The sequence below is a fragment of the Pseudomonas sp. FP2300 genome, from assembly GCF_030687595.1.
Lineage (GTDB): Bacteria > Pseudomonadota > Gammaproteobacteria > Pseudomonadales > Pseudomonadaceae > Aquipseudomonas > Aquipseudomonas bijieensis.
In genome coordinates this window covers 6243823-6263677 of sequence record NZ_CP117440.1, presented here as the reverse complement: position 1 = coordinate 6263677, position 19855 = coordinate 6243823, and the positions used below count along the sequence as shown (strand labels likewise).

Here is a 19855-nt window from a genome sequence, read left to right as displayed (position 1 = left end):
AGGCACAGGATGTTCTCAAAAAACAGACAGATTGTTCCATATAAATCTGAATGTTTGTACACGATATGTCTGCTCCCACAGTGGTCAGGTATAAATCCTCAGGCTCACCGTCTGCTTGCGATCAGCTGCCTATACTGTTTCTTCCACAACAAGAGGGCCGCGCCATGGACCATCTGGTCATCACTGTTTTCGCCCCGGACAAGCCCGGGCAGGTCGAGCGCATTGCCGATTGCATCGCCGAGCACGGCGGTAACTGGCTGGAAAGCCGCATGTCGCGACTGGCGGGGCAATTTGCCGGGATCCTGCGGCTCAGCGCCCCGGCCGAAGTCCACGAAGAGTTGATCGAAGCCTTGCAGGGGCTGTCGGCCCATGGCATCCGCGTATTGATTGCCGAAAGCAGCCTGGAAGAAACCTGTAGCTGGAAACCCATCACCATGGAACTGGTGGGCAATGATCGTCCCGGCATCGTGCGTGATATCACCCGATTGCTGAGTGAACAGGGGGTAAACGTCGAGCGCCTGGTGACGCAGGTTCGTCCGGCACCGATGAGCAACGAGTTGCTGTTTCACGCCGAAGCGACCCTTGGGGTGCCCTTGACCCTGTCGCTGGACACCTTGCAGGAACGACTGGAAACCCTGGCCGATGAGTTGATGGTGGAACTCAAGCTCAGCGACGAAGCGCAGTAAAGGTTATCCAAGAAAAAACTGCGCCTGCCTGTGGATAACCTGTAGAGACCCGGCTCCAGCCCAGGGCCGTCGGGGCTCAGCGGGGAGTGGTCAAAAAATCATCAGTTTTCAAGGGCTTGTGCACAAACGGCGGGGATCACGTTGTGGATAACCTTGGGAAGGATAAGCACAGGCCACGTCTGGCGTGGTCTGTGGAGGTTTGTACGTTTTTTGATCAGCTGCGCCGGCGCATGCTGATCACGGCATCGACGCTATACACCGCAAGCCCAGCCCAGATAAACAGGAACGCCACCAGTGTGCTGGACGACAGGTGCTCACCGAACAGCAGCACGGCGAGCAACAACACCAGCGTCGGTGCGATGTACTGGAGGAACCCGAGGGTGGTGTAGGGCAAATGCCGCGCCGCGGCGTTGAAGCACACCAGCGGAACCAGCGTCACGGGGCCTGCCGCCACCAGCCACCAGGCTTCGGAGGTGGTCCAGAACGCGGCCTGGGCACTGGTGGCCGTGGGGTTGAACAGCAACCAGGCGATGGCGATCGGCACCAGCATCCAGGTTTCCACCACCAGCCCCGGCAATGCCTTGACCGGCGCCTGCTTACGGATCAATCCATAAAAACCGAAGGTCAGTGCCAGCACCAGCGACACCCACGGCAGGCTGCCCACTTGCCAGACCTGCTGCGCCACGCCGACCGCCGCCAACCCTACCGCCAGCCATTGCATGCGGCGCAGGCGCTCGCCGAGGATCAGCATGCCCAGCAGTACGTTCACCAGTGGGTTGATGTAGTAACCCAGGCTGGCTTCGAGCATGCGCTCGTTGTTCACCGCCCAGACGTAAGTCAGCCAGTTGGCCGCGATCAACGTCCCGCTCAAGGCGAGGATCGCCAGGCGCCGTGGATTGTCCCGCAGTTCGCGCCACCAGCCGGGGTGTTTCCAGACCAGCAGCAACGCCGCGCCGAACAAGGCCGACCACAGCACCCGGTGGATGATGATTTCCACCGATGGCACGCTGGCGATGGCCTTGAAGTAGATCGGGAACAGTCCCCAGATGATGTAGGCACTCAGGCCCAGGATGTACCCGCGACGCGGGTTGGCGGCTTGCATGCAGAATCCTTGCTTAGGCAGCTAACAAAGGGGTGATTGTAAGGAGATTTGTCTGGTTGTGCTGTGAACCTTGTAAGGGAATCGGCTTCGCCGCAGGTCTCCTGTGGGAGCGAGCCTGCTCGCGATAGCGATGTGTCGGTCAACATAAATGGTGACTGTTCTGTCGCCATCGCGAGCAGGCTCGCTCCCACAGGGCTTCAGTGATTTTTGGAGCCCAGCCCAATCAGAACAACTTCAACGGCTCTTCATTGAGCGCCGCCAGTTGCTCGCGCAGTGCCAGTACCTGGTCGCCCCAGTAACGTTCGCTGCCGAACCACGGGAAGCTGCGCGGGAAGGCCGGGTCGTCCCAGCGTCGCGCCAGCCAGGCGCTGTAATGCATCAGGCGCAGGGCGCGCAGCGGTTCGATCAGCGCCAGTTCACGCGGGTCGAAGTCGTGGAACTCACGGTAGCCATCCATCAATTCCGACAACTGCCCCAGGCATTCCTGGCGATCGCCGGCGAGCATCATCCACAAGTCCTGCACCGCCGGACCCATGCGGCAGTCGTCGAGGTCGACGATGTGGAAGACCTCGTCACGGCACATCATGTTGCCGGGGTGGCAGTCACCGTGCATGCGGATGTTCTTATGGGGCGTGGCGGCGTAGACCTCTTCGACACGCTTGAGCAGGTCCCTGGCGACCGACTCGTAGGCCGGCAGCAGGGCGCGGGGGACGAAACCACTTTGCAGCACGGTAGCCAGCGAGTCATGGCCGAAATTCTTCACGCCCAAGGCTTCACGATGCTCGAACGGGCGGGTCGCCCCGAGCGCGTGCAGGCGCCCGAGCAATTGCCCCAGGCGATAGAGTTGATCCAGATTGCCCGGCTCCGGCGCCCGGCCACCGCGACGGGGAAACAGGGTGAAACGAAACCCGGCGTGTTCGTGCAGGCTGGTGCCGTTGTGGATCAGCGGCGCTACCACGGGCACTTCGTACTCGGCCAACTCGAAGGTAAAACTGTGCTCTTCCAGGATCGCTTCGTTGGTCCAGCGCTGGGGGCGATAGAACTTGGCGATCAGCGGCTCGGCATCTTCGATACCGACCTGATAGACACGGTTCTCGTAGCTGTTGAGGGCCAACACGCGGGCGTCGCTGAGAAAGCCGATGCTTTCAACGGCATCGAGTACCAGGTCGGGCGTGAGGGTTTCAAACGGATGGGACATGCTGACTCCTGCGCAGCGGCAGGGCTGCCGCGTCCGACCCAGCATGGTAGCGCAGACGGAGGCAGATAGGTGGTGGCTGTGCTGACGCTATCGCGAGCAGGCTCGCTCCCACAGTGGATCTTCGGTTGTACCGCCGATCCCTGTAGGAGCTTGCTCGCGATGAGTCCTATCAGGCGCCGATGACCCCGCCATCTTCCCGGGTAATCACCATCACCGATGACCGTGGCTTGCCGTTGGGCAGGTGCTCAGGGAAGGTCGAGCCGCCGTTTTCCCCCGGATGCTGGATCCCGACGAACAAGGCCTTCTGGTCCGGCGCAAAACTGATCCCAGTGACTTCGCAGCCCACCGGCCCGACCATGAAGCGGCGAATTTCGCCACTGTTGGGGTCGGCGCAGAGCATCTGGTTGTTGCCCATGCCAGCGAAGTCCCCGGCGTTGCTGGAGTCACCGTCAGTGAGGATCCACAGCCGCCCGGCTTTGTCGAAGCCCAGGCCATCGGGGCTGTTGAACATATTCTGCGCGTTGATGTTGGACGACCCGGCTTTCGGCGTGCCAGCGTGTACCGTTGGGTTGCCGGCGACCACGAACAGGTCCCAGGAGAAGGTCTTGGAGGCGTGGTCGTCGCGGTCGGTGCGCCAGCGCAGGATCTGCCCGTAGACGTTCTTGGCCCGAGGGTTCGGCCCGTCCACCGGCTGACCGTCTTCGCCGCGCTTGGAGTTGTTGGTCAGGGTGCAATAGACCTGGCCGTCTTTCGGGCTGACCACGATCCACTCCGGGCGGTCCATGCGGGTGGCACCCACGGCGCTGGCGGCCAGGCGCGCATGGATCAGCACTTCGGCCTGGTCGGCGAAGCCGCTGCTGGCGTCGAGACCGTTCTTGCCATGGGTCAGCTCGATCCACTGGCCCTTGCCTTTGGGATGGTCCGGGTTGCCGTCGCCGGCATCGAAACGCGCCACGTACAAGGTGCCATGGTCCAGCAGGTTACGGTTGGCCTTGGCATTGCGCGGGTTGATGCGTTCGCGGCTGACGAACTTGTAGATGAACTCGCCGCGCTCATCGTCGCCCATGTACACCACGGCGCGACCGTCATTAGTCTGCGCCAGGGCGGCGTTTTCGTGTTTGAAGCGGCCCAGGGCGGTACGTTTTACCGGGGTGGATTGCGGATCGAACGGGTCGATCTCGACCACCCAGCCGTGGCGATTGAGTTCGTTGGGGTTCTTTGCCAGGTCGAAGCGCGGATCAAACAGGTGCCAGTTGATCTCGCGGCTGGTGACGGTGGCGCCGTAGCGTTTTTGCGCTTCATCGAACTGCAAATCGGACTTGCTGCTGCCGAAGCAGTCGGTGAAGTTTTCTTCGCAGGTCAGGTAGGTGCCCCAGGGTGTCATGCCGTTGGCGCAGTTCTGGAAAGTCCCCAGCACTTTCTTGCCGCTCTTGTCGGCGCTGGTTTTCAGCAGGTCATGGCCGGCGGCCGGGCCGCGCAGGCGAATCGGCGTGTTGCCGTGGATCCGGCGGTTGTAGCGCGATTCCTGGACAAACTGCCACTGGCCGCGACGACGCTGGACCTCGATCACCGAGACCCCTTCGCTGGCCTGGGCCTTGTGCACGTCTTCGGCCGACTGCGGCTGGCCGCCGTGGGGGAAGAGGTAGCGGTAATTGGTGTATTCGTTGTTGATCGCCATCAGCGCCCGGTTATTGTCGCCGGGGAACGGGAACAGGCTCATGCCGTCGTTGTTGTCGCCGAACTGCACTTCCTGTGCGCGGGCAGTACCGTTGCCACTGGGGTCGAAGGCCGGGGCATTTTTCTGCAGCGGCTGGCCCCAACTGATCAGCACCGAGGATTTGTAGCCCGGCGGCAAGGTGATGGTGTCGGCCGTGGCGGCGGCGATGCTGTTAAAGCCCAGCAGCTTGCTGTTGCCTTCGCTCACGGCGGCGGCCAGGACGCTGCGGCTCAGCAGGTTGCCGCCCAAAAACATCGCCGCGCCGCACAGGGCGCCGGCGCTGATGAAGCTGCGACGGCTCAGGCCGACGATCTTTTCCAGGTCGGTGAATTGGTTTTCTTCTAATAGGCTCATCTCAGGCTCCCTGCTGGTTTTGGCAGTCACCTTAAAGCGGGTCGATGAAACTATTGTTGCAGCGTGCTACAGCGGTGTGCCGAGCAGCACATTTGTTGGCGAAAACGTTACTTGCACCGGTGAGCCGGCTGCCAGTTTCTGCGCTTGCAACTGAAGCGGCTCGGCCAGGGCGCACAGCGTCTGGCCATTGGGCAGGCCTATGCGCACTTCGCTGGGGCCGTCCTGGGCGGCGTCGATCTGCTCGATCATGCCGCGCAGTGTATTGGTCCCCGGTTTTTCCGCTTGCTCGACAGGGTGCAATTCCAGCCAGCCGGCCTTGATCAGCGCCACCACTTCGGTGCCGGTATCCAACTCCAGGCGCAGGGTGCTGTCGTGGGTGATCTGGGCTTCGATGACCAGGCCCCGGGCCAGCTCCAGGCGTACCCGGTCGTTGTGCCCTTGCGCCTCGATGCCCAGGACCTTGCCATGCAATTGATTGCGGGCACTGGTGCGCAGCATCAGGCGACTGAGCAGGCCCAGGTCGCCGGCGTCCTCGCTCGCTTCCAGCAGTTCGGCCTGCAGCGCTTGCAAGCGCTGATACAGGCGCAGCACGCGCAGGCCTTCCTCCGACAACTTAGCGCCGCCACCGCCCTTGCCGCCGACGCTGCGCTCTACCAACGGTTGGTCCGCCAGGTTGTTCAATTCATCGATGGCATCCCAGGCCGCCTTGTAGCTCAGGCCCGCGCTCTTGGCGGCGCGGGTGATCGAGCCCTGTTCGGCGATGTGCTGCAACAGGGCGATGCGTTGAGGTCGCCGAACGATGTGCTGGGTCAGAAGCGTGGACAAGGACATGACGGAAAACTGCATGCAAGGGGCTATGAGCGGACGTTGGCGCCTTGGGCGCGGCACGTCAAGCCGGCTCACCGGGTTTCGGCGTGCGGGCCAGGCAGTACACATCGACCCGCGCAGCGCCGGCATCGCGCAACAGGGCCGCCAGTGCTTGGGCAGTGGCACCGGTGGTGAGCACATCGTCGACCAACGCCAGGTGACGGTTGCGCAACGCGGCCTCGGGCGCCAGGGCAAAGGCCTGGCGCAGGTTTCGCCGTCGTGCCTTGGCGTCGAGGGCCTGTTGGGCGGGGGTGTCCTGGGTGCGTCGCAGCAGGTTTTCTTGGCAAGGGATCGCCAACGGTCCACTGAGCCAGCGGGCCAGTAGCGCCGCCTGATTGAAACCGCGCTGGCGCAAGCGCCGGGTCGCCATTGGCACCGGTACCAGTGCGTCGGGCCGTTCCAGGCCTTCGTCGAAATGATGCTGCAGCGATTGGGCCAGCAGTTCGCCCAGTAGCCGGCCCAGGGGCCACTTCGCCTGGTGCTTGAAACGGGTGATCAGGCTGTCCACCGGGAAGTCGTAGGCCCAGGGGGCCAGGACCCGCTCGAAGGCCGGCGGTTGCGAGGCACATTGTCCGCAACGCAGTCCGGCCATGGGCAGCGGCAATGCGCAGACGCGGCATTGATCGCCAAGCCAGGGCAGTTCGCTTTCACACGGTGTGCAGATAGGCTGTGGTGTGTCGGTGCTTTCGCCGCACAATAAGCAGAATTGTTTGTTTTTTAACCAGATGTAAACCGGTCCGTTGTAACGTGGTTGACAGCGCATGACTCTTCCTTAAATATGCCGAACATCCGTGTCGCGCCTGTGGGTATTCCATCCCCCAGGCGCCAGCCAAGCATAATCAAGGAAATGCCCATGAGCGCCAGCACCACTGCCAACCTGCGTCATGACTGGTCTTTGGCCGAAGTCAAAGCACTCTTCGTCCAGCCATTCAATGACCTGCTGTTCCAGGCGCAGACCGTGCACCGCGCGCACTTCGACGCCAACCGCGTCCAGGTTTCCACGCTGCTGTCGATCAAGACCGGCGCTTGCCCGGAAGATTGCAAATATTGTCCGCAGTCCGGTCACTACAACACCGGGCTGGATAAAGAGAAATTGCTGGAAGTGCAGAAGGTCCTCGAAGAGGCCGCGCGTGCCAAGGCCATCGGTTCGACCCGTTTCTGCATGGGCGCGGCCTGGAAGCATCCGTCGGCCAAGGACATGCCGTATGTGCTGGAGATGGTCAAAGGCGTGAAGGCCATGGGCCTGGAAACCTGCATGACCCTCGGCCGCCTCGACCAGGACCAGACCCAAGCGCTGGCCCAGGCCGGCCTGGACTACTACAACCACAACCTCGACACATCGCCGGAGTTCTACGGCAGCATCATCACCACCCGCACCTACAGCGAGCGCCTGCAAACCCTGGCCTATGTGCGTGATTCGGGGATGAAGATCTGCTCCGGCGGCATCCTCGGCATGGGCGAGTCCCTGGACGACCGCGCCAACCTGCTGATCCAACTGGCGAACCTGCCGGAGCACCCGGAATCGGTGCCGATCAACATGCTGGTCAAAGTCGCCGGTACGCCACTGGAGAATGCCGAGGATGTCGATCCGTTCGATTTCATCCGCATGCTCGCCGTGGCGCGGATCATGATGCCCCAATCCCATGTACGCCTGTCCGCTGGCCGTGAAGCGATGAACGAGCAGATGCAGGCCTTGGCGTTCCTGGCCGGTGCGAACTCGATTTTCTACGGTGACAAGCTGCTGACCACCGCCAACCCGCAAGCCGACAAGGACATGCAGTTGTTCGCCCGCCTGGGTATCCAGCCCGAAGCCCGGGAAGAACATGCCGATGAAGTGCACCAGGCGGCGATTGAGCAGGCGCTGGTGGAGCAGAAGAGTAGCGAGCAGTTCTACAACGCCGCTGTTTGATTGCTCACCGATTCCCTGATTGGAATGCAAGAAACTGTGGGAGCGAGCCTGCTCGCGATGGCGATGGAACCTTCAACATTTGTGTCGACTGGTACACCGCTATCGCGAGCAGGCTCGCTCCCACAAGGTTTTTGGCCAGTCTTTAAATAGTTGAGGCCTGCATGCCCTTCGATCTCGCCGCACGCCTGGCTGCCCGTCGTGCCGAAAACCTCTATCGCCAGCGCCCGTTGCTCGAAAGCCCGCAGGGCCCGGAAGTGGTGGTGGACGGCCAGCCGTTGCTGGCTTTCTGCAATAACGATTACCTGGGCCTGGCCAATCACCCGCAGGTGATCGAAGCTTGGCGCGCCGGGGCGGCTCGGTGGGGCGTCGGTGGCGGTGCTTCCCATCTGGTGATTGGCCACAGCGGCCCACATCACGCCTTGGAAGAAGCCTTGGCCGACTTGACCGGCCGCCCACGGGCGCTGCTATTCACCACCGGCTACATGGCCAACCTCGGCGCGGTCACCGCGCTGGTGGGGCAGGGCGATACCGTGCTGGAAGACCGCCTCAACCATGCTTCGTTGCTCGACGCCGGGCTGTTGTCTGGTGCGCGCTTCAATCGTTACCTGCACAACGATGCCCAAAGCCTGGCCAATCGCCTGGAGAAAGCCACTGGCAATACCCTGGTGGTCACCGATGGCGTATTCAGCATGGACGGCGACATCGCCGACCTGCCGGCACTGGCCCGTGCGGCCAAGGCCAAGGGCGCCTGGCTGATGGTCGACGATGCCCACGGTTTTGGCCCGCTGGGTGCCAATGGTGGCGGTATCGTCGAGCATTTTGGCTTGAGCCAGGATGACGTGCCGGTGCTGGTTGGCACCTTGGGCAAGGCCTTCGGCACCGCCGGCGCTTTTGTGGCCGGCAGTGAGGAACTGATCGAGAGCCTGATCCAGTTCGCGCGTCCCTATATCTACACCACCAGCCAACCGCCGGCCCTGGCCTGTGCCACGCTCAAGAGCCTCGAACTGCTGCGCAGCGAGCATTGGCGGCGTGAACATTTGCAGGTGCTGATCCGCCAGTTCCGTCACGGCGCCGAACAGATTGGCCTGCAATTGATGGACAGCTTCACGCCGATCCAGCCGATCCTGATCGGTGATGCGGGGCGGGCGATGCGTTTGTCGCAGATGCTGCGTGAGCGCGGGCTGATGGTCACGGCGATCCGTCCGCCCACCGTACCGTCCGGCAGCGCTCGTTTGCGCGTGACCCTGACCGCCGCCCACAGCGAAGCCCAGGTGCAGCTATTGCTGAATGCACTGGCCGAGTGTTTTGCCCAACTGGGACCGGAGCCAAGCCATGCGTGATCGACTGATACTGCTGCCCGGTTGGGGCTTGGGTATTTCGCCGCTTGAGCCATTGGCGGCGGCGCTGCAAGGTCTCGACGAACATCTGCGGGTGGAAATCGAGCCGTTGCCGGCACTGACATCGAGCGACCTCGATGAATGGCTCGAGGAGTTGGACGCCGCCGTGCCCCAGGATGTCTGGCTGGGCGGTTGGTCCCTGGGGGGCATGCTGGCTTCGGCGCTGGCGGCGCGGCGCGGTGAGCGCTGCTGCGGCTTGCTGACCTTGGCGAGCAATCCCTCGTTCGTCGCCCATGCGCAATGGCCGAGTGCAATGGCCGCTGAAACCTTCGATGGCTTTCTCGCCGGGTGTGCCGCCGATCCACGCCAGACCCTCAAGCGTTTCAGTTTGCTATGCGCCCAGGGCTGCAGTGATCCGCGTGGATTGTCGCGATTGCTATTGGCCGGTGCACCGAGTACTTCGCCCGAGGTATTGATGGCCGGGCTCGAACTGCTGGTGCAACTGGACACCCGTCAGGCATTGCAAAGCTTTCGCGGTCCGCAACTGCATCTGTTTGCCGGGCTCGATGCCCTGGTACCGGCTGAAGCCGCGAGTGAGTTGTTGGTCTTGCTGCCGGATGTCGAAATCGGTCTGATCGAACAGGCCGGTCACGGATTCCTTCTGGAGGACCCGCACGGTGTGGCGGGGGCGATCCAGGCTTTTTTGCATGAGTCCGGTGATGACTGATTTGTCTCTTCCCAAATTACCCGGTGCCTTGCCCGACAAGCGCCAGGTGGCGGCTTCGTTTTCCCGGGCTGCAGCCAGTTATGACAGCGTGGCCGAGTTGCAGCGCGACGTGGGCCAACAGTTGCTCGGGCGCTTGCCATCTTCGTTTATCCCACAACGTTGGCTGGACTTGGGTTGCGGCACCGGTTATTTCACCCGGGCCCTCGGCGCGCGTTTCGGCGAGACGACCGGCCTGGCACTGGATATCGCCGAAGGCATGCTCAACCATGCTCGTCCCCAGGGCGGAGCTGCGCATTTTGTCGCCGGCGACGCGGAGCGACTGCCCTTGCAGGCGTCGAGTTGCGATTTGGTGTTCTCCAGCCTGGCGGTGCAGTGGTGCGCGGATTTTGCCTCGGTGCTGAGTGAGGCTCATCGTGTATTGAAACCGGGTGGGGTTTTTGCCTTTACCAGCCTTTGTGTGGGCACTTTGTACGAATTGCGCGACAGTTGGCGTCAGGTGGATGGCCTGGTACACGTCAACCGTTTCCGCGCATTCGAGACGTATCGACAGTTGTGCGCGGCCAGCGGGCTGCATGTTCTCAGTCTTGAAAATTGTCCCCATGTGTTGCATTACTCCGATGTGCGCAGCCTGACCCACGAGCTGAAAGCCTTGGGCGCCCACAATCTGAACCCTGGCCGGCCCGGTGGGTTGACGGGCAGGGCGAGGATCCTGGCGTTGGTTGAAGCCTACGAACAGTTTCGACAGGCGCAGGGGTTGCCCGCGACCTATCAGGTGGTCTACGCCGTCTTGGAGAAACCGCTATGAGCCAGGCCTATTTCATTACCGGCACCGACACCGATGTAGGCAAGACCACCGTCGCGGCAGGCCTGCTGCATGCTGCGCGGCAGGCTGGCATGAGTACCGCCGCTGGCAAACCCGTGGCCTCCGGTTGCGAGGTGACACCCAAGGGCCTGCGCAATGCCGATGCCTTGGCCTTGCTAGCCGAATGCTCGATACCGTTGACTTATGCACAGGTCAATCCGGTGGCGTTCGAACCGGCAATAGCGCCGCACTTGGCTGCCCGGGAGGCGGGCGTTGCGTTGACGGTGCAGTCGTTGCTAGGCCCGATGCGCGAAGTGCTGGCGCTGGGCGCCGATTTCACCTTGATCGAAGGTGCGGGCGGTTGGCGAGTGCCGCTGGCCGGCCAGGACAATCTTTCCGACCTGGCGATAGCGCTGGGCTTGCCGGTGATTCTGGTGGTGGGCGTGCGCCTGGGCTGCATCAGCCATGCGTTGTTGACCGCCGAGGCGATCGCCCGTGATGGCTTGCAGCTTGCTGGTTGGGTCGCGAACATCATCGACCCGGCCACCTCGCGCCTGGAAGAAAACCTGGCAACCTTGGCCGAGCGACTTCCGGCGCCTTGCCTGGGCCGGGTGGCACGAATCCAAGGCGTGACGGCCGAAGCCGTGGCCGAACACCTTCAATTGGACCTGCTGGACTGAAACCACGCCAAGGTTTTGCCTATGACGCGGCACTGTGCCATTAGTGTTTTTGTCGGGCCTTTTCCGCAGGCTTCTGGTTCAATGGCCACTGTCGACCCTTCAAGAAGACGAGCTCTGCCATGGAAATCTCAGGAAACACCGCGTTCTATGCCGGTCTGAGTACGATTCAGACAGGGCAGGACCGTGTCGATCAGGCGGCCGGCCAGATTGCCAACACCACGATCGAGCGCTCGGTCACCAGTCAGTCGTCCGAAGTGCAGGTTGATCGCCTGCGTTCGGTGGATCGCAGCCAACAGTCGGACCAGGCCGCAAACGTGGTCGAACTGTCCCAAGGCAAGTTCCAGGTGCAACTGGGTGTGAGCGTGGCCAAGGCATCCGACGAAATGCTCGGTACGTTGATCGATACCTTCGCCTGATCCTGTTCTTCAGATTTACGAAAACGCCGCGATTATTCGCGGCGTTCTTGTCTCTAACGTCTTATTGCTCAACTAATATTTCCTACGCACACCGCGAGTTCTTCAGTGCGATGGATTTTCCGTGTCCGACATTTTTCCCAAGCTGATGACGAATGGCAAAAGATCGGCGCTTGACAAGATTTGGGCGTAAACGTATGTTTCAAACAACTGTTTGACCGCTACAACAAATCCACGCGGTCGTTCATTCCCGGTTACATCAGCAGAGGTTTATCGCTATGCCTGACTACAAGGCCCCCTTGCGTGATATTCGCTTCGTTCGTGACGAACTGCTTGGCTACGAAGCGCATTATCAGAGCCTTCCGGCTTGCCAGGATGCAACTCCGGACATGGTTGACGCCATTCTCGAAGAAGGCGCCAAGTTTTGTGAGCAGGTATTAGCTCCGCTGAACCGCGTGGGCGACATCGAAGGCTGTACCTGGAGCGAGTCCGGCGTGAAGACCCCGACCGGTTTCAAGGAAGCCTACAAGCAATTCGTCGAAGGCGGCTGGCCAAGCCTGGCCCACGACGTCGAGCACGGCGGGCAAGGCCTGCCGGAGTCTCTGGGCCTGGCGGTCAGCGAAATGGTCGGCGAAGCCAACTGGTCCTGGGGCATGTACCCAGGCCTGTCCCATGGCGCGATGAACACCATTTCCGAACACGGCACGCCTGAGCAGCAAGAGGCTTACCTGACCAAGCTGGTTTCCGGCGAATGGACCGGCACCATGTGCCTGACCGAACCGCACTGCGGCACCGACCTGGGCATGCTGCGCACCAAGGCCGAGCCTCAGGCCGATGGTTCCTACAAGGTCAGTGGCACCAAGATCTTCATTTCGGCCGGTGAACACGACATGGCCGACAACATCGTCCACATCGTGTTGGCTCGCCTGCCGGACGCTCCCGCCGGCACCAAGGGCATTTCGCTGTTCATCGTTCCCAAATTCCTGCCTAACGCCGATGGCTCCATCGGTCAGCGCAACGCAGTGAGCTGTGGTTCCCTGGAACACAAGATGGGCATCCACGGCAACGCCACTTGCGTGATGAACTTCGACGCGGCCACCGGTTACCTGATCGGCCCGGCGAACAAAGGCCTGAACTGCATGTTCACCTTCATGAACACCGCACGCCTGGGCACCGCGCTGCAAGGCCTGGCCCACGCCGAAATCGGTTTCCAGGGCGGCCTGAAATATGCCCGCGATCGTCTGCAGATGCGCTCCCTGACTGGCCCGAAAGCACCGGAAAAGGCTGCCGACCCGATCATCGTGCACCCTGATGTGCGTCGCATGCTGCTGACCATGAAGGCTTTCGCCGAAGGTAATCGGGCGATGGTCTACTTCACCGCCAAGCAGGTCGACATCGTCAAGTACGGCGTAGATGAAGAAGAGAAGAAAAAAGCCGATGCGCTGCTGGCGTTCATGACGCCGATCGCCAAGGCCTTCATGACTGAAGTCGGCTTCGAATCGGCCAACCATGGCGTGCAGATCTACGGCGGCCACGGCTTCATCGCTGAGTGGGGCATGGAGCAGAACGTTCGCGACAGCCGTATCTCGATGCTGTACGAAGGCACCACCGGCATCCAGGCCCTCGACCTGCTGGGCCGTAAAGTGCTGATGACCCAGGGCGAGGCACTCAAGGGCTTCACCAAGATCGTCCACAAGTTCTGCCAGAGCAACGAAGGCAACGAAGCGGTCAGGGAGTTCGTAGAACCCCTGGCTGCGCTGAACAAGGAATGGGGCGAGTTGACCATGAAGGTCGGCATGGCTGCCATGAAGGATCGCGAGGAAGTCGGCGCGGCATCGGTGGACTACCTGATGTACTCCGGTTACGCCTGCCTGGCCTATTTCTGGGCCGACATGGCACGCCTGGCTGCGGAGAAACTCGCCGCCGGTACTACCGAAGAAGCCTTCTACACCGCCAAGCTGCAGACCGCGCGCTTCTACTTCCAGCGCATCCTGCCGCGCACCCGTACCCACGTGGCAGCCATGCTGTCGGGCGCCAACAACCTGATGGACATGAAAGAAGAGGACTTCGCGCTGGGCTACTAAGCCTCACGCGGTTCTTCCAAAAGCCGCTGCTTCTTCGGGAGCAGCGGCTTTTTCATGTTCGCCTAAATCTCCCTGTGGGATCTTGAGATATTTCGAAAAACATTCATCAAACAGCACCTAAGAAAACATTCCCTCCTGCCGTTACAGGGGTGGCAGTGTGACATCTGTCACATCCAGCGTGCCTTACTGCTCCAGTTGCAGGCACAATGCCATCTTTGCTCAGCCGGGTCGGAGCTTTACCCTTGCCGCGTTCTTCCGCTGTACGTCTAAGCCATTTCCTACCATCGTTACTGCTTTTGCTGGCGGGACTTGCGGCTGCCTACGTCAAGGATCTCAACGTTTTCTTCACCTCGTTGTTCAACGTTCTTCCGACGCTGGTGTTATTGCTGGGCGGGGCGTACTGCGCCGTCTACCGACGTCAACGTGAACTGTTTCTGATGGTCACGGTGTACATCGCTTATTTCCTCCTGGATACCCAGACCGACTTCTACCGCGATAACGGCAAGGTGCGCGAAGACGCCGCTGTGGTATTCCATCTTGTCTGCCTGTTGTTGCCACTGTTGTTCGGGTTGTTCGCGGCGTGGCAGGAGCGCACTCATCTGTTCCAGGACATGGTGGCGCGGTTCGCGGTGTTGCTGGTCTTTGGCAGCGTGGCATTGGCCCTGGAGCAGAGTTTTCCCCAGGCCTTGCTGTTGTGGCTTTCGGAGATCCGCTGGCCCGCGTTGCACGGCGCCTGGATGAGCCTGATCCAATTGTCCTACCCAATGTTCGCCGCCGTGTTCCTGCTGTTGGCCTGGCAATACTGGCGCAACCCCCGGCCATTGCATGCCGCGCAATTGGTGGGGTTGCTCGGGTTGTTCTGGATGTTGCCGAAAACTTTCATCCTGCCGTTCACCCTGAACATCATGTGCAGCCAGGTGATGTTGATGATCGCCGCTGCGGTCGCTCACGAGGCCTACCAAATGGCCTTCCGTGACGAGCTCACCGGCCTGCCGGGGCGTCGGGCGCTGAACGAGCGCATGCAGCGCCTGGGGCGCAACTATGTGTTGGCGATGAGTGACGTAGACCACTTCAAGAAATTCAACGACACCCATGGTCACGATGTGGGTGACCAGGTGCTGCGCCTGGTCGCCAGCAAACTGTCGAAGATCGGCGGTGGCGGCAGGGCGTATCGCTATGGCGGGGAGGAATTTGCCCTGGTGTTCGCGGGCAAGAGCATCGACGAGTGCATGCCCCATCTGGAAGTCATCCGCCAGTCCATCGAGACGTACGCCATCCAGCTGCGCAATCCCGACAGCCGTCCCCAGGACGATCAACAAGGCCGTCAGCGTCGCTCTGGCGCCGGTGCGTCCAGCGTATCGGTGACCGTCAGCATCGGCGTGGCCGAACGCGTTGAACAACGTACACCCGAAGAAGTGCTCAAGTCCGCCGACCAGGCGCTCTATAACGCCAAGGGCGCGGGGCGTAACTGTGTGATCGCCTTCGGGCAGAACCGCCGTGGCGCGGTGCGCATGGACGCCGCCGCGGGTTGAGTGATGACGGCGCATTCAGCGTCTGGACTGTGATTGTGGGCTTGGGTGGCCGGCAGTAGGTTGGAAACGATCTGCTACCGGAGAAAACCACCATGCCCGAGTACAAAGCCCCCTTGCGCGACATGCGCTTTCTGATCGATCACGTCTTCGATTTCCATGGCCGTTACGCCGAACTGGGTGCCAACGATGCCAGCCCGGACATGGTCAGCGCGATCCTCGAGGAAGGCGCCCGATTCTGTGAGAACGTGCTGGCGCCGCTCAATCGCTCTGGTGACGAAGAAGGTTGCCATTTCGACAACGGCGTAGTCACCACGCCTACAGGCTTCAAGCAGGCTTTCGCACAGTACGTGGAGGGCGGCTGGCATGGGCTGGCGGCGGACCCGGTGTATGGCGGCCAGGGCCTGCCCAGTTCCCTGGGCCTGGTCATCAGCGAGATGATCGGCTCCAGCAACACCTCCTGGGGCATGTACCCGGGCCTGACCCACGGCGCCATGTCGGCGATTCACGCCCACGGCACCGAAGAACAGAAACAGACCTACTTGAGCAAACTCACCGCCGGCCAGTGGACCGGCACCATGTGCCTGACCGAAGCCCACTGCGGCACCGACCTGGGCATCATCAAGACCCGGGCCGCGCCCCAGGCCGACGGCAGCTACGCGATCTCCGGCAGCAAGATCTTCATTTCCGCCGGCGAACACGACATGAGCGATAACATCATCCACCTGGTGCTTGCCAAGTTGCCGGACGCCCCCGCTGGGACCAAAGGCATCTCGTTGTTCATCGTGCCCAAGTTCCTGCCCGACGCCACGGGTGAGGCGGGGGCGCGCAATGGCGTTTCCTGTGGCTCGATCGAACACAAGATGGGCATCAAGGCGTCGGCCACTTGCGTGCTGAATTTCGATGGAGCCAAGGGGTTCCTGATCGGCGAGCCGAACAAAGGCCTCAACTGCATGTTCACCATGATGAATCATGCCCGGCTCGGCACTGGCATGCAGGGCCTGTGCCTGGGAGAAGCGAGCTTCCAGGGCGCGATCAAATACGCCAACGAACGTTTGCAGATGCGCGCGCTGACCGGTCCCAAGGCGCCGGAAAAAGTCGCCGACCCGATCATCGTCCATCCCGATGTGCGCAGGATGTTACTGACCATGAAGGCCTTCAACGAAGGCAACCGGGCGTTGACGTATTTCACCGCGCAACTGTTGGACACCGCGCACCTGAGCCAAGACGAAGCAGCCCGCCAGGACGCCGAGGACCTGCTGGCGTTCCTCACCCCGATCTGCAAAGCCTTCATGACCGACACCGGGCTGGAGGTGACCAACCACGGCATGCAGATATTTGGCGGCCACGGCTTCATTCGCGAGTGGGGTATGGAGCAGTTGGTGCGTGACTGTCGCATTGCGCCGATCTATGAAGGCACCAACGGCATCCAGGCCTTGGATCTATTGGGGCGCAAGGTGCTGGGCAGCCAGGGCAAGCTGCTGCGTGGCTTCACTAAAATCGTCCACAAATTCTGCGCAGCGAATGCCGGACATCCACAGCTCAAGGATTACGTCGCGCAACTCGACGGCCTCAACCAGCAATGGGGCGAGCTGACTACCCGGGTCGGCATGGCGGCCATGAAGAACCCGGACGAAGTGGGTGCCGCCTCCGTGGATTATCTGATGTACAGCGGTTACATCATCCTGGCCTACCTGTGGCTGCGCATGGCCTTGGTGGCCCAGGCGCAACTCGACGGTGGCAACGGCGATGGGGATTTCTGCCGGGGCAAACTGGTCACCTGCGAGTTTTACTTCAAGCGCCTGCTGCCACGCACGACCGCCCATCGGGCCGCCATCGAGGCTGGAAGTGACTGCTTGATGAAGATGCCAGCGGAGTTGTTTGCTCTCTGACTGAACCGTGGCGAGAGAGCTGCTCCATCCCAGTGGAAGCAAGCTTCCTCGCCACGGCAAATCCCTCAGCATATGTGGTGACTAAAAATAACAAAACGGTCATGGGTTGACCCTATGTGTCTTAAAAGTTGTTGAGGTACACTCCAGCCACTGCAAAAACCGTTTTCATACGAACCAACTGTTTAGATCCTGCGAGGTTTGCCATGGCTGACTACAAAGCGCCCCTGCGCGATATGCGCTTCGTCCTCAATGAAGTGTTCGAGGTCGCGAAACTCTGGGCCCAACTGCCGGCGCTGGCCGACACCGTGGACGCTGAAACGGTCGAAGCGATCCTTGAAGAAGCCGGCAAAGTCACCAGCAAAAGCATCGCCCCCCTCAGCCGCGCCGCTGACGAAGAAGGCTGCCACTGGGCTGACGGTGCCGTCACCACGCCGGCAGGTTTCCCACAGGCCTACAAGACTTACGCCGAAGGCGGCTGGGTCGGTGTCGGCGGTGATCCGACGTACGGCGGCATGGGCATGCCCAAGGCCGTTTCGGCCCAGGTCGAGGAAATGGTCAACTCCGCCAGCCTGTCCTTCGGCTTGTATCCGATGCTGACCGCTGGCGCTTGCCTATCGATCAATGCCCATGCCAGCGAAGAGCTGAAGGCGGCGTACCTGCCGAACATGTACGCCGGCGTCTGGGCCGGTTCCATGTGCCTGACCGAGCCTCATGCCGGTACAGACCTGGGAATCATCCGCACCAAGGCCGAACCCCAGGCCGACGGTTCCTACAAGGTCAGCGGCACGAAGATTTTCATCACTGGCGGCGAACACGACCTCACCGAGAACATCATCCACCTGGTGTTGGCGAAACTGCCGGACGCGCCGGCAGGCCCGAAAGGCATTTCCTTGTTCCTGGTGCCCAAGTTCATGGTCAATGCCGACGGCAGCCTGGGCGCGCGCAACCCGGCCAACTGCGGCTCGATCGAACACAAGATGGGTATCCAGGCATCCGCCACTTGCGTGATGAACTTCGACGAAGCCGTGGGTTACCTGGTAGGCGAACCGAACAAAGGCCTGGCGGCGATGTTCACCATGATGAACTACGAGCGCCTGGGCGTGGGTATCCAAGGCTTGGCCTCCGGTGAGCGTTCCTACCAGAACGCCGTCGAATACGCCCGTGATCGCCTGCAAAGCCGCTCGCCAACCGGTGCGCAAAACAAGGACAAGGTCGCCGACCCGATCATCGTCCATCCCGATGTGCGCCGGATGTTGCTGACCATGAAAGCCTCGAACGAAGGTGGCCGGGCATTCTCCACTTACGTGGCGATGCAATTGGATACCGCCAAGTTCAGTGAGGACCCTGCCACCCGTAAGCGCGCCGAGGACTTGGTGGCGTTGCTAACACCGGTGGCGAAGGCTTTCCTGACCGACCTGGGCTTGGAAACCACGGTCCACGGCCAACAGATTTTCGGCGGCCACGGCTATATCCGTGAATGGGGGCAAGAACAACTGGTGCGCGATGTGCGTATCACCCAGATCTACGAAGGCACCAACGGTATCCAGGCGCTGGACCTGGTAGGGCGCAAGATCGTCGGCAGCGGCGGTGCGTTCTACAAGTTGTTTGCCGATGAAATCCGCCACTTCACCGCCACCGCTAGCAGCGATCTGGCGGAGTTCACCACGCCGCTGAACGATGCGGTCGGTACGTTGGATGAACTGACTGAATGGCTGCTGGATCGGGCGAAGAGCAACCCGAACGAAATCGGCGCGGCGTCGGTGGAGTATCTCCAGGCATTTGGCTACACCGCCTATGCCTACATGTGGGCACTGATGGCCAAGGCTGCCTTGGGCAAAGAAAGCCAGGATGATTTCTACGCGAGCAAACTGGGCACGGCACGGTTCTACTTCGCCCGTCTGCTGCCACGTATCCACTCGCTGAGTGCTTCGGTGAAAGCGGGCAGCGAGTCGCTGTTCCTGTTGGAGCCCGGGCAGTTCTAAAAGCTGACATTGTGTAAGCAAACGCTTACACAATGTGCTGGCATTTTCCCTCTATCAGTAGATTGGATCCAGGGCTAATCTACTTCACATGGACGTCGCGCAGGATGCGCAGAGCAACAACACGGACACGTAGGATTCTGCCAGGAAGGCGGAGTGAAAGGGATGTCAGGGAAACAGTCTGCAAAGCCCCGCTTCGGCGGGGTTTTCTTTTGCCTGCGTTTTTTGTCGTTATCGGATTTGGCCGTTCGGCCACCCATCCTGGTTGTTTTTCACTGAACCCTGACGAGCGGTCGTGGGTCAATGAGCTATGTGGCAACGTAGCCATCGCCAATCAGGAGTTATCCATGGATATCATTCGAATCATTATCGCCATCCTGCTGCCGCCACTGGGGGTTTTCCTGCAGGTCGGTTTTGGCGGGGCCTTCTGGCTGAATATCTTGCTGACCCTGTTGGGTTACATCCCCGGCATCGTGCATGCGGTGTACATCATCGCCAAGCGCTGAACCGGCATGATTAATAGGCTGGTTGGAAACCTGTGGGAGCGAGCCTGCTCGCGATATCGGTTTATCAGTCTCG

The 19855-nt window shown here is 61.1% G+C and carries 17 protein-coding genes; 12 read left to right on the top strand and 5 right to left on the bottom strand.

Annotated features, from left to right (window positions below):
* The first annotated feature begins 164 nt into the window (after window positions 1–164).
* Window positions 165–686, top strand: coding sequence for a glycine cleavage system protein R (locus tag PSH86_RS27935; protein WP_109755010.1), 522 nt, complete (start codon window positions 165–167; stop codon window positions 684–686).
* A gap of 214 nt (window positions 687–900) precedes the next feature.
* Here PSH86_RS27935 and rarD read toward each other — a convergent pair whose 3' ends face one another.
* The 5 genes from rarD to PSH86_RS27910 form a co-directional block, all read right to left on the bottom strand.
* On the bottom strand, window positions 901–1788 hold the full coding sequence (rarD, locus tag PSH86_RS27930) for an EamA family transporter RarD (protein ID WP_109755009.1): 888 nt from the start codon (window positions 1786–1788) through the stop codon (window positions 901–903).
* 223 nt (window positions 1789–2011) lie between these two features.
* The gene (locus PSH86_RS27925; protein ID WP_109755008.1) at window positions 2012–2986 is read right to left on the bottom strand and encodes a serine/threonine protein kinase; all 975 of its coding nucleotides are present in this window, start codon (window positions 2984–2986) and stop codon (window positions 2012–2014) included.
* 169 nt (window positions 2987–3155) lie between these two features.
* Window positions 3156–5057: a PhoX family phosphatase gene (locus PSH86_RS27920; protein ID WP_163856358.1), complete on the bottom strand. Its 1902-nt coding sequence runs from the start codon at window positions 5055–5057 to the stop codon at window positions 3156–3158.
* A 66-nt stretch (window positions 5058–5123) separates the two neighbouring features.
* Window positions 5124–5888, bottom strand: coding sequence for a TOBE domain-containing protein (locus PSH86_RS27915; protein ID WP_305486350.1), 765 nt, complete (start codon window positions 5886–5888; stop codon window positions 5124–5126).
* Between the two features lie 58 nt (window positions 5889–5946).
* Window positions 5947–6687, bottom strand: a complete 741-nt coding sequence (locus tag PSH86_RS27910; protein ID WP_176689010.1) for a ComF family protein — start codon at window positions 6685–6687, stop codon at window positions 5947–5949.
* 90 nt (window positions 6688–6777) lie between these two features.
* On the opposite strand from PSH86_RS27910, the gene bioB reads away from it, so the two are divergent.
* The 11 genes from bioB to PSH86_RS27855 all read left to right on the top strand — a co-directional run bounded on the left by bioB (window position 6778) and on the right by PSH86_RS27855 (window position 19782).
* Complete coding sequence (gene bioB / locus PSH86_RS27905; RefSeq protein ID WP_109755005.1) at window positions 6778–7833, top strand: biotin synthase BioB; 1056 nt, start codon at window positions 6778–6780, stop codon at window positions 7831–7833.
* A gap of 161 nt (window positions 7834–7994) precedes the next feature.
* On the top strand, window positions 7995–9173 hold the full coding sequence (bioF, locus tag PSH86_RS27900) for an 8-amino-7-oxononanoate synthase (protein WP_109755004.1): 1179 nt from the start codon (window positions 7995–7997) through the stop codon (window positions 9171–9173).
* Window positions 9166–9897 carry an alpha/beta fold hydrolase gene (locus tag PSH86_RS27895; RefSeq protein WP_109755003.1) on the top strand — a complete coding sequence of 244 codons (732 nt, stop codon included), beginning with the start codon at window positions 9166–9168 and terminating at the stop codon, window positions 9895–9897. Before bioF ends, PSH86_RS27895 begins: the two co-directional genes overlap by 8 nt.
* Window positions 9890–10702: a malonyl-ACP O-methyltransferase BioC gene (gene bioC / locus PSH86_RS27890; RefSeq protein ID WP_116833611.1), complete on the top strand. Its 813-nt coding sequence runs from the start codon at window positions 9890–9892 to the stop codon at window positions 10700–10702. Before PSH86_RS27895 ends, bioC begins: the two co-directional genes overlap by 8 nt.
* Window positions 10699–11379, top strand: coding sequence for a dethiobiotin synthase (bioD, locus tag PSH86_RS27885; RefSeq protein ID WP_163856364.1), 681 nt, complete (start codon window positions 10699–10701; stop codon window positions 11377–11379). The genes bioC and bioD overlap by 4 nt, the downstream gene beginning before the upstream one ends.
* Window positions 11380–11498: 119 nt before the next feature.
* Window positions 11499–11795, top strand: a complete 297-nt coding sequence (locus PSH86_RS27880; protein WP_305486341.1) for a pyrroloquinoline quinone biosynthesis protein PqqE — start codon at window positions 11499–11501, stop codon at window positions 11793–11795.
* Window positions 11796–12070: 275 nt separating this feature from the next.
* Window positions 12071–13876 (top strand): phenylacyl-CoA dehydrogenase, encoded by a 1806-nt coding sequence (locus tag PSH86_RS27875; RefSeq protein WP_305486338.1) that lies wholly within the window; start codon window positions 12071–12073, stop codon window positions 13874–13876.
* 242 nt (window positions 13877–14118) lie between these two features.
* Complete coding sequence (locus PSH86_RS27870; protein WP_305486335.1) at window positions 14119–15408, top strand: GGDEF domain-containing protein; 1290 nt, start codon at window positions 14119–14121, stop codon at window positions 15406–15408.
* Window positions 15409–15500: 92 nt separating this feature from the next.
* Complete coding sequence (locus PSH86_RS27865; RefSeq protein WP_305486331.1) at window positions 15501–17297, top strand: acyl-CoA dehydrogenase C-terminal domain-containing protein; 1797 nt, start codon at window positions 15501–15503, stop codon at window positions 17295–17297.
* A 203-nt stretch (window positions 17298–17500) separates the two neighbouring features.
* The gene (locus PSH86_RS27860; RefSeq protein ID WP_232201628.1) at window positions 17501–19279 is read left to right on the top strand and encodes an acyl-CoA dehydrogenase C-terminal domain-containing protein; all 1779 of its coding nucleotides are present in this window, start codon (window positions 17501–17503) and stop codon (window positions 19277–19279) included.
* A 344-nt stretch (window positions 19280–19623) separates the two neighbouring features.
* Window positions 19624–19782, top strand: coding sequence for a YqaE/Pmp3 family membrane protein (locus PSH86_RS27855; protein ID WP_038436734.1), 159 nt, complete (start codon window positions 19624–19626; stop codon window positions 19780–19782).
* Window positions 19783–19855 lie beyond the last annotated feature (73 nt).

Coding starts and splice junctions, on each gene's coding strand:
- PSH86_RS27920 (WP_163856358.1), bottom strand. CDS start 5,057: ATGAGCCTATTAGAAGAAAACCAATTCACCGACCTGGAAAAGATCGTC.
- PSH86_RS27880 (WP_305486341.1), top strand. CDS start 11,499: ATGGAAATCTCAGGAAACACCGCGTTCTATGCCGGTCTGAGTACGATT.
- PSH86_RS27895 (WP_109755003.1), top strand. CDS start 9,166: ATGCGTGATCGACTGATACTGCTGCCCGGTTGGGGCTTGGGTATTTCG.
- PSH86_RS27935 (WP_109755010.1), top strand. CDS start 165: ATGGACCATCTGGTCATCACTGTTTTCGCCCCGGACAAGCCCGGGCAG.
- bioD (WP_163856364.1), top strand. CDS start 10,699: ATGAGCCAGGCCTATTTCATTACCGGCACCGACACCGATGTAGGCAAG.
- bioF (WP_109755004.1), top strand. CDS start 7,995: ATGCCCTTCGATCTCGCCGCACGCCTGGCTGCCCGTCGTGCCGAAAAC.
- PSH86_RS27855 (WP_038436734.1), top strand. CDS start 19,624: ATGGATATCATTCGAATCATTATCGCCATCCTGCTGCCGCCACTGGGG.
- rarD (WP_109755009.1), bottom strand. CDS start 1,788: ATGCAAGCCGCCAACCCGCGTCGCGGGTACATCCTGGGCCTGAGTGCC.
- bioB (WP_109755005.1), top strand. CDS start 6,778: ATGAGCGCCAGCACCACTGCCAACCTGCGTCATGACTGGTCTTTGGCC.
- PSH86_RS27925 (WP_109755008.1), bottom strand. CDS start 2,986: ATGTCCCATCCGTTTGAAACCCTCACGCCCGACCTGGTACTCGATGCC.
- PSH86_RS27910 (WP_176689010.1), bottom strand. CDS start 6,687: ATGCGCTGTCAACCACGTTACAACGGACCGGTTTACATCTGGTTAAAA.
- PSH86_RS27865 (WP_305486331.1), top strand. CDS start 15,501: ATGCCCGAGTACAAAGCCCCCTTGCGCGACATGCGCTTTCTGATCGAT.
- PSH86_RS27875 (WP_305486338.1), top strand. CDS start 12,071: ATGCCTGACTACAAGGCCCCCTTGCGTGATATTCGCTTCGTTCGTGAC.
- PSH86_RS27860 (WP_232201628.1), top strand. CDS start 17,501: ATGGCTGACTACAAAGCGCCCCTGCGCGATATGCGCTTCGTCCTCAAT.
- PSH86_RS27915 (WP_305486350.1), bottom strand. CDS start 5,888: ATGTCCTTGTCCACGCTTCTGACCCAGCACATCGTTCGGCGACCTCAA.
- bioC (WP_116833611.1), top strand. CDS start 9,890: ATGACTGATTTGTCTCTTCCCAAATTACCCGGTGCCTTGCCCGACAAG.